Origin of the sequence: Oceanobacillus alkalisoli (assembly GCF_022213125.1) — a bacterium.
GTDB classification, from domain to species: Bacteria; Bacillota; Bacilli; order Bacillales; family Amphibacillaceae; genus Oceanobacillus; species Oceanobacillus alkalisoli.
On the sequence record NZ_JAKNRA010000001.1, the window covers coordinates 838368 to 854211 of the forward strand.

The 15844-nt window shown below is 43.1% G+C and carries 16 protein-coding genes; all 16 read right to left on the reverse strand.

The window, feature by feature from the left end; all coding sequences use genetic code 11:
* Window positions 1-112: 112 nt before the first annotated feature.
* The gene (gene glyA / locus L3V42_RS03775; RefSeq protein WP_235761869.1) at window positions 113-1366 is read right to left on the reverse strand and encodes a serine hydroxymethyltransferase; all 1254 of its coding nucleotides are present in this window, start codon (window positions 1364-1366) and stop codon (window positions 113-115) included.
* 56 nt (window positions 1367-1422) lie between these two features.
* Window positions 1423-1989 carry a TIGR01440 family protein gene (locus L3V42_RS03780; RefSeq protein WP_238471358.1) on the reverse strand — a complete coding sequence of 189 codons (567 nt, stop codon included), beginning with the start codon at window positions 1987-1989 and terminating at the stop codon, window positions 1423-1425.
* 50 nt (window positions 1990-2039) lie between these two features.
* Window positions 2040-2480, reverse strand: coding sequence for a ribose 5-phosphate isomerase B (gene rpiB, locus L3V42_RS03785; RefSeq protein ID WP_235761871.1), 441 nt, complete (start codon window positions 2478-2480; stop codon window positions 2040-2042).
* Window positions 2481-2500: 20 nt separating this feature from the next.
* Complete coding sequence (locus L3V42_RS03790; RefSeq protein ID WP_238471359.1) at window positions 2501-3790, reverse strand: methyl-accepting chemotaxis protein; 1290 nt, start codon at window positions 3788-3790, stop codon at window positions 2501-2503.
* A 6-nt stretch (window positions 3791-3796) separates the two neighbouring features.
* Window positions 3797-4246, reverse strand: a complete 450-nt coding sequence (locus L3V42_RS03795; RefSeq protein ID WP_305082616.1) for a low molecular weight protein arginine phosphatase — start codon at window positions 4244-4246, stop codon at window positions 3797-3799.
* 382 nt (window positions 4247-4628) lie between these two features.
* Window positions 4629-5180: a manganese efflux pump MntP gene (locus tag L3V42_RS03800; protein WP_235761875.1), complete on the reverse strand. Its 552-nt coding sequence runs from the start codon at window positions 5178-5180 to the stop codon at window positions 4629-4631.
* A gap of 314 nt (window positions 5181-5494) precedes the next feature.
* The gene (locus L3V42_RS03805; RefSeq protein ID WP_238471360.1) at window positions 5495-6508 is read right to left on the reverse strand and encodes an L-threonylcarbamoyladenylate synthase; all 1014 of its coding nucleotides are present in this window, start codon (window positions 6506-6508) and stop codon (window positions 5495-5497) included.
* 235 nt (window positions 6509-6743) lie between these two features.
* Entirely contained in the window at window positions 6744-7145 is a 402-nt protein-coding gene (locus tag L3V42_RS03810) for a GNAT family N-acetyltransferase (protein ID WP_235761877.1), read from the reverse strand.
* Between the two features lie 64 nt (window positions 7146-7209).
* The gene (gene spoIIR / locus L3V42_RS03815; RefSeq protein ID WP_235761878.1) at window positions 7210-7839 is read right to left on the reverse strand and encodes a stage II sporulation protein R; all 630 of its coding nucleotides are present in this window, start codon (window positions 7837-7839) and stop codon (window positions 7210-7212) included.
* A gap of 84 nt (window positions 7840-7923) precedes the next feature.
* Complete coding sequence (gene prmC, locus L3V42_RS03820; RefSeq protein WP_238471361.1) at window positions 7924-8781, reverse strand: peptide chain release factor N(5)-glutamine methyltransferase; 858 nt, start codon at window positions 8779-8781, stop codon at window positions 7924-7926.
* Between the two features lies 1 nt (window position 8782).
* Window positions 8783-9853, reverse strand: a complete 1071-nt coding sequence (gene prfA / locus L3V42_RS03825) for a peptide chain release factor 1 (protein WP_235761880.1) — start codon at window positions 9851-9853, stop codon at window positions 8783-8785.
* A 444-nt stretch (window positions 9854-10297) separates the two neighbouring features.
* Window positions 10298-10921 carry a thymidine kinase gene (locus L3V42_RS03830; protein WP_235761881.1) on the reverse strand — a complete coding sequence of 208 codons (624 nt, stop codon included), beginning with the start codon at window positions 10919-10921 and terminating at the stop codon, window positions 10298-10300.
* Window positions 10922-11273: 352 nt separating this feature from the next.
* The gene (locus tag L3V42_RS03835; protein ID WP_188855793.1) at window positions 11274-11519 is read right to left on the reverse strand and encodes a type B 50S ribosomal protein L31; all 246 of its coding nucleotides are present in this window, start codon (window positions 11517-11519) and stop codon (window positions 11274-11276) included.
* Window positions 11520-11767: 248 nt separating this feature from the next.
* On the reverse strand, window positions 11768-13057 hold the full coding sequence (rho, locus tag L3V42_RS03840; protein ID WP_235761882.1) for a transcription termination factor Rho: 1290 nt from the start codon (window positions 13055-13057) through the stop codon (window positions 11768-11770).
* Between the two features lie 338 nt (window positions 13058-13395).
* The gene (gene glpX, locus L3V42_RS03845) at window positions 13396-14370 is read right to left on the reverse strand and encodes a class II fructose-bisphosphatase (protein WP_238471362.1); all 975 of its coding nucleotides are present in this window, start codon (window positions 14368-14370) and stop codon (window positions 13396-13398) included.
* 90 nt (window positions 14371-14460) lie between these two features.
* Entirely contained in the window at window positions 14461-15747 is a 1287-nt protein-coding gene (murA, locus tag L3V42_RS03850; RefSeq protein WP_238471363.1) for a UDP-N-acetylglucosamine 1-carboxyvinyltransferase, read from the reverse strand.
* Window positions 15748-15844 lie beyond the last annotated feature (97 nt).

Below are 15844 nucleotides of genomic sequence, written 5' to 3' on the forward strand. Positions count from 1 at the left end.
GTCGGATTAGGTGATTTCAAGAAAATGTTGAATTAATTTTCAGGACGCAATATTTTCCGGGATATTGATGCACAAAAACCGAGGAGGGGATCATCCCTTCCTCGGTTGTTTATTAATTCTTATATAACGGAAAACGTGCGTTCAAGCTGAGGACACGCTGTTTTAATTCTTCAAGAACCTCTTTGTTTTCGTGGTTCTTAAGTGCTGTAACCATAATATCTGCAACTTCTTTGATTTCTTCTTCTTTGAAGCCGCGCGTTGTGACAGCAGCTGTTCCGATACGGACACCGCTCGTGATAAACGGTCCTTCCGTGTCGAATGGAACGGTGTTTTTATTCGTTGTGATTAATACGCTGTCGAGCACTTCTTCTGCATCTTTACCTGTGAATCCAAGTGGCTTCACGTCGAGCAGCAAGAGATGGTTATCTGTACCGCCAGAAACGAGACGGACACCTGCTTTTGATAATTCTTCTGCAAAGACTGCAGCGTTTTTAACAACTTGTTTGGCGTATCCTTTGAAATCATCGGATAATGCTTCTTTGAATGCAGTAGCTTTTGCTGCAATAACATGCATTAATGGACCTCCTTGCATGCCAGGGAATACGGAGCTGTCGATTTTCTTCGCGAATTCTTGTTCACAAAGGATGACACCTCCACGTGGGCCGCGTAACGTTTTATGTGTTGTCGTCGTTACGAAGTGGGCATGCGGTACTGGGTTTGGATGAATACCCGCAGCAACAAGACCAGCGATATGAGCCATGTCAACCATCAAGTAAGCATCGACGGCATCCGCGATTTCACGGAATTTCTTGAAATCGATTGTACGGGAATAAGCACTTGCACCGGCCACGATCAGCTTCGGTTTTACTTCTTTTGCTTTAGCTAAAACAGCGTCATAATCGAGCTGTTCATTTTCTTCATCTACACCATACTCTTCAAAATTATACAATTTCCCGCTGAAGTTAACTGGGCTTCCGTGGGTGAGGTGACCGCCATGGTTTAAGTTCATTCCAAGCACGGTGTCTCCAGGGTTCAAAATCGCTGAATAAACAGCCATGTTTGCCTGTGCTCCGGAGTGTGGCTGGACGTTCGCATGATCCGCTCCGAAAAGTTGTTTCACACGGTCACGTGCGAGGTCTTCTGCTACGTCGACATACGTACAACCGCCATAGTAACGTTTCCCCGGATAACCTTCCGCATATTTATTCGTCAAGACAGATCCCATTGCCTCCATGACTGCTTCTGATACGAAGTTCTCGGAAGCAATGAGTTCGATGTTGTCTTGTTGACGTTTCTTTTCATCCTCAATTGCTCGATATAATTCCGGATCCGTATGCTCTAATCCGGTTTGCTTCACTTGTTCCATTGTAGAGTCCCCCCTGTAAGTTGATAAATATGATGAAAAGGACATATATCCTTCCATTAATTGCTTCGACTGTCTTTATAAACGGCACGCTCACCGCCAATTAATTTCGGTCTCGTCCGTGCAAGACCAATTCGGGCTTCCCCGATATACTTCTTACTGAAGCGCAAAGGTACAACGACCGGTTTTAAATGCATGGCAATCATCGTTTCACCAATATCGAGCCCGGCATGGGCTTTTGCTTTAAGTGATTCAACGACGACTGGGTCATCCATATGTTTATAGGCGAAAGATGCCATCGAGCCACCAGCTTCCGGAACAGGTATGACCGTTACCTCATCAAGGGCGAATGCTTTAGCAGCAGCCCGCTCCACAACGAGAGCACGGTTTAAATGTTCACAGCACTGGAAAGCAAGCTGAATCTTCGTCTCTTGTTTTAAACGGTTCAATTCTCTGAAAATGCGGGCGGCAATATCCTCTGTACCTGCTGTACCGATTTTTTTCCCTGCCACTTCGCTTGTGGAACAACCGATTACGAAAAGCTCATCTTCCTGCAAATACTCAGTCGCAAGCCATTCATCGACGATTTCACCTAAATCAGTTTTTACTTGTTCGTTTAACGACATTTTAGGTTCCTCCTTTTTCAGAAAAAACAACCATGCTACTACTATACTACTTATTCGCCTTCATAGGAATGGATTTTTTCAATTCTTTTTGCATGACGGTTTCCTTGGAATTCGGTTTCGAGCCAAACTTTGGCAATCTCTCTTCCAAGGGATGGACCGATAACACGCTCCCCCATCGCAAGGACATTGGAATTATTATGTTCTCTTGTTGCGCGGGCACTGAATACATCATGCACTAAAGCACAGCGAATCCCTTTTACTTTATTCGCAGCAATTGACATGCCGATTCCCGTCCCACAAATGAAAATTCCGCGGTCAAACTCTCCACTGGCAATTCGTTCTGCTGCTGGCAGCGCATAATCCGGATAATCGACAGAAGTTGTACAGCTTGCTCCGGCGTCTTCGTATTCAATTCCCATTTCATCCATTAAATCTGCCACTTCACTTCTTAATGTTAGACCTGCATGGTCACCCGTTATTAAAACTTTCATATTGTTTCTTCCTTTCTTTTTTAAAGTTGGAATTGCCGAATTTGTTTCTTCAGTTGATTTGCATGTTCTTCAATCTCTGCTGCAAGGCGGTCGACATCTTCAATGCTTGCCACCTGCTCCTGGATTGCTGCGTTCACTTCCTCGGCACCGGCTGAAGTTTCTTCCGCAATCGCTGCCACTTCCTGGGATTCACGGCTCGTATCTTGAATTGATTGTAACTGTTTGTCGACAAGCTGGGAAATCGTTTCAATTTCAGTTGCTACTTCCATAACAGAACTGGACATTTCTTCAAACGTCTCGTTCGTCTGTTCGCCATTTTTCGCTTCGTTATTGGCAAAAACGACATTTTGATTAATATTTTCGACAACATTTTTCACGTCTACTTGAATCGAACCGATAAGACCTGAGATTTGCTGAACGGCTCCAGCACTTTGGTCAGCGAGCTTCCGAATTTCCTCTGCAACAACGGCAAAGCCTTGTCCATGTTCTCCAGCCCGCGCTGCTTCAATGGAGGCATTAAGTGCAAGGAGATTCGTCTGTTCGGCAATTTCACCAACCATCGAGATGATGGTTTCGACTTGAATCGCATTTTCTTTTAAATTGTTAACACTCGTTAAGGATACTTGCTGTTCTTTTGCAATCCGGTCGATGCCAGAAATGAGGCTGCTCACAACCTGCTTCGTCGTGTTCAATGTGCCAAGCATTTGATTGGATTTACCTTTTGACTCACTTGCCCGGTCTTGGACTTTTATAGCAAGGTCAGAGGCGATTTCGACCGATTCCGCTGTATTTTGAATTGCTACCGATGAATCTTCCGCACCCTTTGAAATCTCGCTGATCGATGTCCCGATCATCTGGGAATGGGTGTGGGCGGTGGTTGAGGATTCCTTCATTTGTACAACCGCTTGATTCGTCTTGTCAAAATTTTCATCAATATTTTGCACGATACTATTTAAATTCGTCAGCATGGCGTTAAATGAGAGGGCCAGGCCGCGGATTTCGTCATTTGACTTCGGAATTTGCACGGTTTGGTTCAAGTTACCTTCCGCTGCAATTGTTGCTGCTTTTTCCAATTTTTCAATTGGTTTCGTAATGAGGCTCGCGAAGAAAAAGGCGAGGATTCCCGACCACGTGATTCCAAGTATAAAGGTAATGACGGTGAACCACTCCAGACTGAATGGGATATAATCTTGGAAAAAGTCATATAGGAAAAAGATAAAAACGAATGAAGTACTGTATGTAATAATCGCTAATGATATCGTGAACAAAACGAGCTTCTTACGGATACTGAATGAATATTTCCTCTCCATTTGCCCTTACTCCCCCTTGATTGATTCTATTTTTTCAATTAGGCGGTCGATTTGATCTTCTAACTCTGCACGAGTCGATCGGTATGCGTGCAAGTCACCACCGTATGGGTCGGAAATATCGTAGTCGTGACTTTCTTCATCTGTATATTCTTTCAATGTGTACAACTTCTCTGTAAAATCCGGATATTCCATGGTGAGCAGTTGTTTATGCTGGCTCGTCATCGTGAGAACAAGTTCTGCCCATTCGAGCAATTCTTCTGTAGCTGGCTGGGAACGGTGATCAAGTGTAATACCATTCTCCTCAAGCGCTTGATAGGTATGGTCACTAGCAGATGCCCCGTCTGCAGCAAAAACTCCCGCTGATTGGACCTCAACCTGTGGATATCTATCACGCAAAATCGCTTCTGCCATCGGACTCCGGCACGTATTCCCTGTACAAACAAATAAAATATTCATTTCTTTTACCCCCAAGAATGATAAAGTGAAACTTCCTTCAGTGAGGGTTCTTTTTCCCTCACTGAAGGTTAGTTGAACGAATCGGGCCGTTACGGGCTGTTGGATCTCCCACTTGGATTAATGAATTTCATAATACGTATTTAATGCTTCACCATGGAAAAGCCGACTTTGGTAATTATGAAATTCATTCAGATATAAGAAGTTTCTTCCATATCTTGATGTGGAAAATTTACAGCCCGTTACACTGCGATAAAGTGAAACTTCCTTTGGTAACACTTACTATCTACCTATAAATATACCACAATCCGAAAGCCACGGACAGAGAAATCAGACAAGGGGTCCGTGCATTTGCAGGATAAATGCACGGACCCCTTGTCCCTTTTCATGCGAGTAGGACAAATAGCCCAAATCCGAAAAGAATGCTTCCGCCAAGGAGTTCGCTGTATCTTCCCAGGAATCCTTGGACGCGGCGCCCGATTAATAAGGCCAAACAAGAAAGCAATGCACTGGAAGCACCGAATAATATAAGAGCAAGTACAACATGGACTCCAGTAATCCCTAAACCGAAGCCGACTGTGAAGCTATCCAGGCTTACGGTAAAGCTGAGAATAAGAAGACCAAACCCAGCAGGTTGGATAATCAATTTCTTTTCTTCGGTAAAAGCGCCAAAAAACATTTGAGCACCGATGAAAACAAGAAGCGCTCCGCCAATCAGCTGAGCATAGCTTTCAAATGGCCCTGCTACCATTTTTCCCATGAGAATTCCTACGAATGGCATGAAAATATGGAACGCCCCGATGACTAAGCTTATCCACAGAATACGTTTCAACCGGATCTGCTGCATGCCGAGCCCGAGACAGACCGAAAAGGCATCAAGCGCAAGAGCCTGAGCCATGAAAATAAGCGTGACAAGTTCGCCAGTTGAAAAGCCCAACAACAATCCCCCCTTGGACATGCTTATACACTATATGCATGTCCAAGGGGGGATATGTGGAAAATTAACAAAGGAGGCAGCAGCTTACGCAAGAAGGAATACATATCGGCAATGTTTTAGCGCGGTGCGAACGTGCTATTTCCTGCAATATTAGTTATCCACAATACTTTTACGTTTCTATTACGAATGAATTTCATAATTACCAAAGTCGGCTTTCCCATCACCGTATGTAGTTGGGAACGAACCAACTCAACTACATATGGTGATGGTGAAGCATTAAATACGTATTATGAAATTCATTAATTACAACTAAATTATGAGATATAAGCTGTCATCGCTTTTTTCAAGCGGTTCATGATCGCTTGTCCGATGCCCGATTCGGGAAAAACTTCGGAAACCATTAAGTCTGCATCAGACTTTTTGATTTTCCGTAAATTATCATAGAGCTTATTTGCAACATCTTCTAAACTGGATCCGAGGCTCAAGCTTACATCTGCCTCGACAAGTTCGAGTATCGCATCACGTGCGAGAAGTGCCACTTTTTTTCCTTTTCCCCTCTCTTCAGCGATTACCTTTTGAATTTTTTCTGTGTCGCCATCCACAAGCCAAAGCGGAACATCTGGTGAATAATGTTTATATTTCATCCCAGGAGAAGCTGGTTTATCCACAATTTCATTCCTGAGTTCCGTGACAGGGACAATTTTTTCAATCTGTTCTTTCGTAATTCCGCCTGGGCGTAGAATGACGACATCGTTTTCCCGGCAGGAAATGACGGTTGATTCCACGCCAACCCCTGTAGGTCCGCCGTCTACAATCCCAGCAATCCTTCCAGTTAAATCCTCATATACATGGTCTGCTGTCGTCGGACTTGGTTTACCGGAAATATTGGCACTCGGACCAGCAACTGGAAAATTACAGGCTCGAAGCAACTCGAGGGCAACCGGGTGATCTGGGATACGCACAGCGATTGTGGATAGACCGGCCGTCACATTTTCCGCACAAACCCCATTGCTTTCTACCACATATGTTAGCGGGCCTGGCGAGAAGGCAGCAATTAGATCATCCACATAATCGGGCAGGTTATCCACAAGTTGTTGAAATTGTTCCACATTTGCGACATGGGCGATAAGCGGATTATCTTGCGGTCTGCCCTTCGCTGCAAATATTTTCGCAACAGCTAACTGATTTGTTGCATCCGCCCCGAGGCCATATACCGTCTCCGTTGGAAAAGCAACAGTCTCTCCCGCTCTTAGGAGTGCAGCAGCCTCGCTTATGAATTGTTTATTTATCTCCGTTTCGCGTTGTATGTTCCATCGTTTCGTTTCCATTTTGTTAAATCCTCGTTTCTCTTTCATTAACCTTTGCTACTATGTTTCTTAGTTTAGTTGATATTTTCCCATTGTGCAATCTGCTGTATAAACTGCCACTTATCCACAAAAAATCCTGTGGAGATTTATCCACAGGAATCTATTAAAAATAAGGGGAGATATAAACGTTTTTAAAATTTAAATGGTTGTTATCAACAAGTTATACACAAGAAAATGTGGAAAAGAAAACAATTGTTCATGAGACTTGGTAACTCCACCAACACCCTGATTTTATAGGCCTTTCAGGGATAATCTGTTTATTTTTTTCCGGTTGGAAATCAAGCGACTCAAGCAGGATATCCACAACCGGTTGATGACTGTGGACATATACGGTCCCTGCTTCTTGTTTACGGGCGATTTGTAATATTGTTTCCAGTAAAATAGGCAATTTTGCAGCATGTGATTGTGTAATATAAAGCTGTTTTAACCAGCATCCACCTGAATCGAGCTCATCCAGAATAAAGCTCGCCTCAATTTGCCCACCTATCTCTACAACAAATCCCTTATCAAAGAGTAACGGTTTATCGAGGCGTTCATTCCTGCTTAGAAATTCATCCAGCTGCTCATAAGTCGCGTGTTTGACGGGCATTACTTTCATTTCGATTCACCTCTACTAGATTTGTTTACTTCCTTTCTGACATATTATGCGTAACGCAGGGAAACTATGACCAACCAAGCCATTCAAAAAGGAAAAATTTAACCTCGGTCTCTTCTTCTGCTTCTTCCTCTTCTAGTTCAGGCTCAGAAACTGGTTCGCCGTCTTTTGCTTCTACTGTTGTCCCGAAAGAGAAGTCGAGAAAACAGAGAGGGGGAAATAACACACACCACCAGTTGGAACCATCACCTTCACCAAGTGTAATTAAAATCGCTTCATACTCACCCGGCGGATAAAGATAATCACCATAGAGCTTCATTGGAAATGTAATATTGCTGTCGTAATCTACTGTGTACTCCCTATTTTCACCGGACGCTTGCAAAACTTCCTCGACAAGCTGATCGATTTCAGGCAGACGCTCTTGAATGAGTTCCCGCGCTTCCCCGATATCCGTAATTTCTGCCACCCAGCTGCTTATTACTTCATTAACTTCGTCTCTTACCTTATGCTTGATTTGCTGATCTTCTTCCTGATCACTGTTTGCTAGAATACGGAGGCGAATCGCTTCGTCAGGAATCACTTGATAATCCAGCGTTTCCTCATGTTCTTGATATTTTTGATATTCTTCGGGAGTCCATCCCGCAAGACTTGTGCCCCATATCGTTATTATAAAAATAAAAAATACTAGTTTTTTCATTTTCGGTACCCCTTTTTCAACTGAATTATCCACAGTATGACCAGAGAAACGAAAATTTAAACTAGTATTCTAGTAAAAAGTCTTTTATTTTATTTTTGCCATAATGATACGATTTTTACCGTTAATATCCTGCACGATTTCCGCATTGCTGCCAGGGAAACTTTCCTCCACAAGTTGTTTCACTGCCTCACCTTGCATATGTCCGATTTCAAAAGCGATTAAACTATTTCGGTTCATGAGTGTTGTTGCTTGTTTCATCATTTTTTTATATGCCGCAAGCCCGTCATCTGCTGCGAAAAGCGCAAGTTCAGGATCAAAGTTTTTTACCGTGTCATGAAGCTCTTCCCGTTCCGTTTCAGCAATATAAGGCGGATTTGAAACAAGGATATCCACAGGCAATTGTTCATCTGTGAGCGGTTGTAAAAAATCACCTTCCATAAGCGTAATAGTTGCTCTGAGTCGCGCTGCATTAGTTTGTGCCACTTGCAGTGCTTCCGGTGAAATATCAGTTGCAATCACTTCGGCTTCCGGAAGTTCAAGTGCAAGTGTAATCGCAATAATCCCGCTTCCCGTACCTGCATCAACGATTCTTACCTTTTGATTCTCTCTTGAAGTTACCGCTCTAATCGTATGCTGTACGAGTTCTTCTGTTTCCGGACGGGGGATGAGGACGGATTCGTTCACTTGAAAACGCCGGCCATAAAACTCTTCATATCCAGTAAGATGCTGTAATGGAATGCCTGTATTGGCATGCTTTTCTAAATCCGTTTGAAAAGCTTGATACACTTCACTCGGAATCGTTTCGCGCATATTTGCGAAAAATGCTGATCGGGTAAAACCAAGATGATGCTGGAGGAGCAGCTCGGCAACTCGAGCTTCCCGGTTATTTTCTTCTAAAAAAAGAGAAGCCCATTTCAGGACTTCATATTGTTTTAACTTCATGTTATTCACCAATTTGCTCTAATTTTGCTGTCTGTTCTTCTAAAACAAGTGCTTCGATGAATTCATCGAGTTTCCCATCAAGAATTTGATCGAGTTTTTGAATCGTCAGACTGATACGGTGGTCGGTTACACGGTTTTGCGGGAAGTTATACGTCCGGATCCTCTCTGAACGGTCACCTGTACCAACCGCAGATTTACGGTTTTCATCATATTCGGCTTGCGCTTCTTGCTGATATTTATCGTAAATTCTTGCGCGCAGGACTTTCATCGCTTTTTCTTTGTTTTTAATTTGTGATTTCTCATCTTGAATCGAGACGACAATCCCGGTCGGTTCGTGAGTAAGACGAACAGCTGACATTGTCGTGTTAACACTTTGTCCACCCGGGCCACTTGAGGCAAATGTATCAACACGGATATCTTTATCATGGACTTCCACTTCAACTTCTTCTGCTTCCGGAAGAACAGCTACCGTTGCCGTTGAAGTATGGATTCTGCCGCCGGATTCTGTTTCCGGAACCCGCTGCACGCGGTGGGCACCATTTTCATATTTTAAACGGGAATAAACATCTTTACCATTAATCATGAAAATGATTTCTTTATAGCCGCCGACACCTGTCGAGTTCGCTTCCATCACTTCCGTCTTCCAACCCTTTTCTTCCGCATAACGCGAATACATCCGGTATAAATCACCGGCAAAAAGTGCAGCTTCGTCCCCACCTGCTGCTCCGCGGATTTCCATGATAACGTTTTTGCCATCGTTCGGGTCTTTCGGTAAGAGGAGGACTTTCATATTTTCTTCTAATTGCACAATCTGCTCTTCCAGTTCACCGATTTCCATTTTCACCATTTCTTCCATGTCGCCATCGAGGTCATCTTCGAGCATTTCTTTCGCATCAGAAAGCTCCGTCGATAAACCTTTATATTCCCGATATGCTTGAACAACATCTTCCAGGTCAGATTGTTCTTTTCCGTAATCACGCAATTTATTCGGATCACTTGAAACTTCCGGGTCACTTAATAATTCATTCAATTTATTATAACGATCTTCCAACGCTTGTAAGCGATCTAACATCACGAACACCTCTTTTTGAATTAACACTCTAATTATAGTATACCCAATACAGTTGGTCAAAATATTTTTAAATTGCAGGCGGTGATAAACGATTGGCGGGTGTGGTTGATTGAATATTACTGCTTCTAAACGACGCGAAGTTGTATGGGCTTTTCTTTACGGCAATTATTAGTGCTCTAATCGACTGAAGTAAGAGCGAGGCATGCTTGTATGGGCGATTAGAGCACTTGTAATGAACGAAAGCTATGCGCTTGGCAGCTCGTTCGGGCGTTTAGAACCTTTCAATCAACCGAAGTAAGACGCGAATCGGATCTATTCGGGTGTTTAGATCCTGCTTCATCAAGCGAAGCACAATAATATTGATAATTCCAGCCAATTAAAAATATCTTCACTAAAACTAATGAAATTCATTCAAACAAAAATAAAAGAGCATAACGAAATGCTCTATTTTGTGCTATTTATTAACTTTTTAACGAAACCCATTCTACTCGGTTTGTTCGGTACTTCGTGATGGTGTCTGCATCTTGGTTCGTAAGATTCAGAGGCACCAACGAGGATGACCGGATCATCGTAGGAAGCAGGTTTTCCATTGATTAATCGTTGCGTGCGCGTTGCAGGTGATCCGCAAATCGGGCAGATGGCGTTGAGTTTCGTCACATATTCGCTCATCGCCATTAATCTTGGCATTGGTCCGAATGGTTCACCGCGGAAATCGGTGTCGAGTCCGGCCGCAATGACAAGGATGCCGCGATTGGCAAGTTCATTAATTACCTCGATGATTGATTCATCAAAAAATTGCACTTCATCGACGCCGACAACTTCAACCGTTTCGTCGACATACTTGAATATATCTTCTGCATGTTTGATTGGACGAGCCATAATTGTCGTTCCGTTATGGGATACAACGGACTCTTCATCATACCGGTCGTCGATTGCCGGTTTAAACACGCGAATCTGCATATTTGCATAGGTGGCACGGCGAATCCGGCGTATAAGTTCTTCTGATTTTCCTGAAAACATGCTGCCGCAAATCACTTCGATCCAGCCGCTTTGCTTCATCATATACATGTTCGTTGACCTCTTTTCTTGCCTTAACAGATTGCTTATACAAGTGTATACCAATTTGACGTGTATTTTAACCCTGTTGGAGAAAAATATTAAATTTATTTAGGGTAGGGTAGGATTTAACAATTTTAAAAATAAAAAGACAGGCAAATTGGCTTTCGACATTTTGCCTGTCTTTTTAGTTAATATCAATCTTGGTTCAAGAGCTAGTGACTCGAGACATAAGCAAGGGACTCGAATAGCGGGAAGTTCACCCGCTTTTCGGTCCCTTACTTATGCGTCTGTTTCTAAACAGTCGCCTTACCTTTTTACTAGTCCAGCTTCGGCTCCTAGAAACAGTCGCCTCAGCCTTCTATTATTTCATATTATATTTCTTCTTGAATCGGTCTACTCGTCCGCCTACGCGATCGGCTTTTTGTTTGCCTGTGTAGAACGGGTGGGAGTCTGAGCTGATTTCAACTTTGATTAGTGGGTACGTGTTGCCGTCTTCCCATTCAATCGTTTCGTTAGACTCTTTTGTAGAGCCGCTTAAGAATTTGAAATCTGAGCTTGTATCAAGAAAAACTACTTTACGGTATTCTGGATGAATATCCTTTTTCATTTCATTCCACTCCTTTTTGCCCTGAATCCTGTGGAAACAGAGTTATTGTAAGAGCCGTCATAAGTGATAAAAAACTTATCAAAACTCACATAAAAGAATTATACCAGCATCAGTTTAAGTTTGCAATGTTTTTTTGCGGCTTAAAGAATGATTTATCACGCGTTAACGGTCTGTAATACCCGACCTTTAATCATAAAAGAAACCCAAAATGGGAAGGTGAGAAAGCCCCCGCTGCATGAAGTTTCACTTTATCTTTCCGTCCGTTTGATTCCTTTGCGCTTCATTTCCTCTTCCATTTCAGCAAGAAATTCTTCATTTGCTTTTGTGTTTTTGAGTTTTTTCAAGAAGCGTTCGAGAAAATCATTGGAATCTTGCATTGTTCTGCGGAGCGTCCATATTTTATCTAAATGATTTTTATCGACAAGTAATTCCTCTTTCCGTGTACCAGAACGAAGAATATCGATGGCAGGGAAAATGCGACGGTTTGCGAGATTACGATCGAGATGTAATTCCATATTCCCTGTTCCTTTAAACTCCTCATAAATAACGTCATCCATCCGTGATCCCGTGTCGACTAAGGCTGTTGCTAAAATGGTGAAGCTGCCGCCTTCTTCAATATTTCGTGCTGCTCCGAAAAAGCGTTTGGGACGGTGGAATGCTGCAGGATCAATACCACCAGATAACGTCCGTCCACTTGGCGGAATTACAAGGTTATATGCGCGGGCAAGTCGTGTAATACTATCCATCAGCACAATAACATCACGTTTATGCTCAACGAGACGCATTGCGCGTTCCAAGACAAGTTCTGAGACGCGAATATGACTTTCCGGCACTTCGTCAAAAGTAGAACTTACAACATCGACATCTGGTGCAACAGATCGTTCAATATCAGTCACTTCTTCTGGACGCTCGTCCACTAACAAGATAATCAGCTTTGCTTCCGGGTGGTTTTTGGAAATACTATTTGCAATTTCTTTAATAAGCATCGTTTTCCCGGCTTTTGGCGGGGCAACGATCAAGCCACGTTGCCCGTATCCAACCGGTGTCATCAAGTCTATGATTCTTGTTGATAATTTATTAGATTCTGTTTCCAATTTCATAAATCGGTCCGGGTAAAGGGCTGTTAGCGCTGGAAAATGGACACGGTCTTTGGAAGAATCCGGATCTTCGCCATTTACAGCATCTACATGAAGCAGGCCGTAATAGCGTTCATTTTCTTTTGGTGGTCGTACTTTACCAGAGATTTTATCCCCATTCCGAAGATCGAATCTACGAATTTGGGAAGCTGAAATATAAATGTCTTCTGCGCTCGGTGAATAGTTGATCGGACGCAAGAAACCGAATCCTTCCGACGGGATGATTTCCAGAATTCCATCCATGAACAAGAAACCATCCTTTTCCGCTTGCCCTTTTAAGATGGCAAAGATAAGTTCTTTTTTCGTTAATTTCGCATAGTAGGAAATTTTATACTCCTTGGCTAGTGCATATAATTCTTTTAATGTTTTTGTTTCTAACTGGGAAATTGTTAATTCCGCCATACATATATCACGCCTATTCTTTTGTCTTTGGTTTACTATTTATTGTTATATATTATGTCCATTTCTATGGTTGAATGGTGTTCCTGGAAGAAATGAAGAGAAAATTGGAAGTAAGATTGGAAGTGTGCGACTGGCTAGCTTTCATTCTTATTGATAAGAATAACCAAATAACATGTGTTCTAAACATCTCTTATATTACACGTTTGCAGTAGATTATTCAACATCATCTCGTCCATTTACAGTATTCTTTTGCTGAAAATTTTCTTTTGGGGAAAATCAGGAGGAAAGAGGTTGAGACTTCCATTCTAGTCACAACCTCTTCCTAAATATTTCAAGTACTATTCAGTATCATTCATTACTAGATTCGGTTTTTTAATCAGACTGTGTTCGCCTTGGATGAAACGGACAGTGCCGCTCTTTGCACGCATGACGACGCTTTCGGTTGTTGCCTTGGATCCTTTGAACTGGACACCTTTCAGCAATTCACCATCGGTTACACCAGTTGCAGCGAAGATAGCGTCATCTCCTTTACAGAAGTCATCCATCTTGAATACTTTATTGATGTCTTCAATTCCCATTGTTTTACAACGAGCAAGTTCTTCATCATTTTTCGGCAGCAGTTTCCCTTGAATCTCACCGCCGAGACATTTTAATGCAGCAGCTGCAAGTACACCTTCCGGGGCACCACCGCTTCCGAGTAAAATATCAACACCTGTCCAATCAAAAGCAGTATTAATTGCACCTGCTACGTCACCATCTGCAATCACTTTAATCCTGGCACCTGCTTCACGGATTTCTTGAATGAGCTCGGCATGACGCGGACGCTCAAGCACCGTGACAAGCACGTCTTCGATTTTTTTATTCTTCGCTTCGGCTACACTTCGTAAATTATCGATGACAGGAGCGTTAATATCTATTTTCCCGACTGCTGCCGGACCGACTGCAATTTTATCCATATACATATCCGGGGCATGTAGCAGTGTGCCTTTATCTGCAATCGCAACGACGGACAGTGCATTCCAGGAGCCATGGGCAACTAGAGCGGTACCTTCTAATGGGTCGACAGCAACATCTACCTCAGGACCATCTCCAGTACCGAGTTCTTCTCCAATATAGAGCATTGGCGCCTCGTCCATTTCTCCTTCTCCGATAACGACTTCCCCTTCCATCGGAATCGTATCGAAGACATTTCGCATTGCTGATGTTGCGGCATCATCTGCGTCATTCTTCTCGCCTCTCCCCATCCAGCGGGCGGATGATAGTGCAGCTGCTTCTGTTACTCGAACTAATTCCATTGATAAACTTCTTTCCATCTGTTGTCCTCTCCCCTTCAATAAAATATCCTCATCCCAAAAGGAAATTTTATTTTTCATCAAAAGACTTTACAGAACAGAAATCAATCACTATGAATTCTGCAATTGGATAATTTCTTCTTCTGTCATTTCTTCGCGCCAGATACTGGCACCAAGAGCGGAAAGTTTCTCTGTGATCTGTTCATAACCTCTATCAATATGGTCTACTCCAGTAATCTCTGTAATTCCGTTAGCCATTAAACCAGCGATAATCAGGGAAGCGCCTGCTCGTAGGTCAGATGCTTTCACCTTTGCCCCTTCCAGCTGAACTGGACCAGAGACAATGACCGAACCGCCTTCTACTTTGATAACAGCGTTCATGCGCCTTAATTCATCAATATGCTTTAAACGAGCGGAATAAATCGTATCTGTAATAACACCTGTATCTTCGGCTTTCGTCAACAAAGATGTAAACGGTTGCTGGAGATCGGTTGGAAATCCAGGGTAAACCAACGTTTTGACGTCGACACTGTGCAACTTTTTACATGGTTTAATTAGAAGTTGTTCATCGCTTTCCTCAATGATGACGCCCATTTCGCGCAGCTTGGCGATGAGTGACTCGATATGCTGAGGGATCACATTGTCAATAATGACCTCTTCCCCCTGCGCTGCTGCTGCGATTACGTATGTACCTGCTTCAATCCGGTCAGGGATAATCGTATGTGTACAGCCTCTCAGACTTGGAACCCCTTCAATACGAATGACATCGGTTCCGACGCCTTTGATCTTTGCGCCCATATTACTGAGGAGGGTTGCTACATCAATGATTTCGGGTTCTTTTGCCGCATTTTCAATTACGGTTTTCCCTTTTGCCCTCACCGCTGCAAGCATAATATTAATCGTTGCTCCGACACTGACGACATCCAGATAAATCCTTGCACCGCGCAATTCCTCGGCACGAAGGTAAATGGCTCCCTGTTCATTCGTGACGGTTGCCCCTAGTGCTTCAAAGCCTTTAATATGCTGATCAATCGGTCTTGGTCCAAGATAGCATCCACCCGGTAAGCCAATGACGGCTTTTTTAAACTTGCCGAGCATTGCTCCCATGAAATAATAAGAAGCACGGAGTTTTTTCACTTTTCCGTTTGGAAGCGGCATAGCTACCATGTTTTCCGGGTTGATTGTAATATCATTCCCGTTTCGTGTTGTTGTTCCGCCGATTTCTTCTAAGAGGTCGCTTAGGCTGTGTACGTCGGATATGTTTGGCAGGCCTTCAATCGTTACTTCCGAGTCGGCTAAAATTGCTGCTGGAAGTAATGCGACTGCACTGTTTTTTGCGCCACTTACTCTTATTTTTCCGTTAAGCGGATGTCCACCTTCAATTAATATTTTCTGCATATCTTCTATTCGCTCCTAAATGAGGCTATTTGAAATCTGTTCTTAAGGCCAGAGGTAGATATCCCGGCCTCAAGTTCACTCCGAATGAACAGATTCC

What these genes read in the sequence shown, in the direction of transcription:
- glyA (WP_235761869.1), bottom strand. Translation starts at nt 1,366, where the DNA reads ATGGAACAAGTGAAGCAAACCGGATTAGAGCATACGGATCCGGAATTA.
- L3V42_RS03780 (WP_238471358.1), bottom strand. Translation starts at nt 1,989, where the DNA reads ATGTCGTTAAACGAACAAGTAAAAACTGATTTAGGTGAAATCGTCGAT.
- rpiB (WP_235761871.1), bottom strand. Translation starts at nt 2,480, where the DNA reads ATGAAAGTTTTAATAACGGGTGACCATGCAGGTCTAACATTAAGAAGT.
- L3V42_RS03790 (WP_238471359.1), bottom strand. Translation starts at nt 3,790, where the DNA reads ATGGAGAGGAAATATTCATTCAGTATCCGTAAGAAGCTCGTTTTGTTC.
- L3V42_RS03795 (WP_305082616.1), bottom strand. Translation starts at nt 4,246, where the DNA reads ATGAATATTTTATTTGTTTGTACAGGGAATACGTGCCGGAGTCCGATG.
- L3V42_RS03805 (WP_238471360.1), bottom strand. Translation starts at nt 6,508, where the DNA reads ATGGAAACGAAACGATGGAACATACAACGCGAAACGGAGATAAATAAA.
- L3V42_RS03810 (WP_235761877.1), bottom strand. Translation starts at nt 7,145, where the DNA reads ATGAAAGTAATGCCCGTCAAACACGCGACTTATGAGCAGCTGGATGAA.
- spoIIR (WP_235761878.1), bottom strand. Translation starts at nt 7,839, where the DNA reads ATGAAAAAACTAGTATTTTTTATTTTTATAATAACGATATGGGGCACA.
- prmC (WP_238471361.1), bottom strand. Translation starts at nt 8,781, where the DNA reads ATGAAGTTAAAACAATATGAAGTCCTGAAATGGGCTTCTCTTTTTTTA.
- prfA (WP_235761880.1), bottom strand. Translation starts at nt 9,853, where the DNA reads ATGTTAGATCGCTTACAAGCGTTGGAAGATCGTTATAATAAATTGAAT.
- L3V42_RS03830 (WP_235761881.1), bottom strand. Translation starts at nt 10,921, where the DNA reads ATGTATATGATGAAGCAAAGCGGCTGGATCGAAGTGATTTGCGGCAGC.
- L3V42_RS03835 (WP_188855793.1), bottom strand. Translation starts at nt 11,519, where the DNA reads ATGAAAAAGGATATTCATCCAGAATACCGTAAAGTAGTTTTTCTTGAT.
- rho (WP_235761882.1), bottom strand. Translation starts at nt 13,057, where the DNA reads ATGGCGGAATTAACAATTTCCCAGTTAGAAACAAAAACATTAAAAGAA.
- glpX (WP_238471362.1), bottom strand. Translation starts at nt 14,370, where the DNA reads ATGGAAAGAAGTTTATCAATGGAATTAGTTCGAGTAACAGAAGCAGCT.
- murA (WP_238471363.1), bottom strand. Translation starts at nt 15,747, where the DNA reads ATGCAGAAAATATTAATTGAAGGTGGACATCCGCTTAACGGAAAAATA.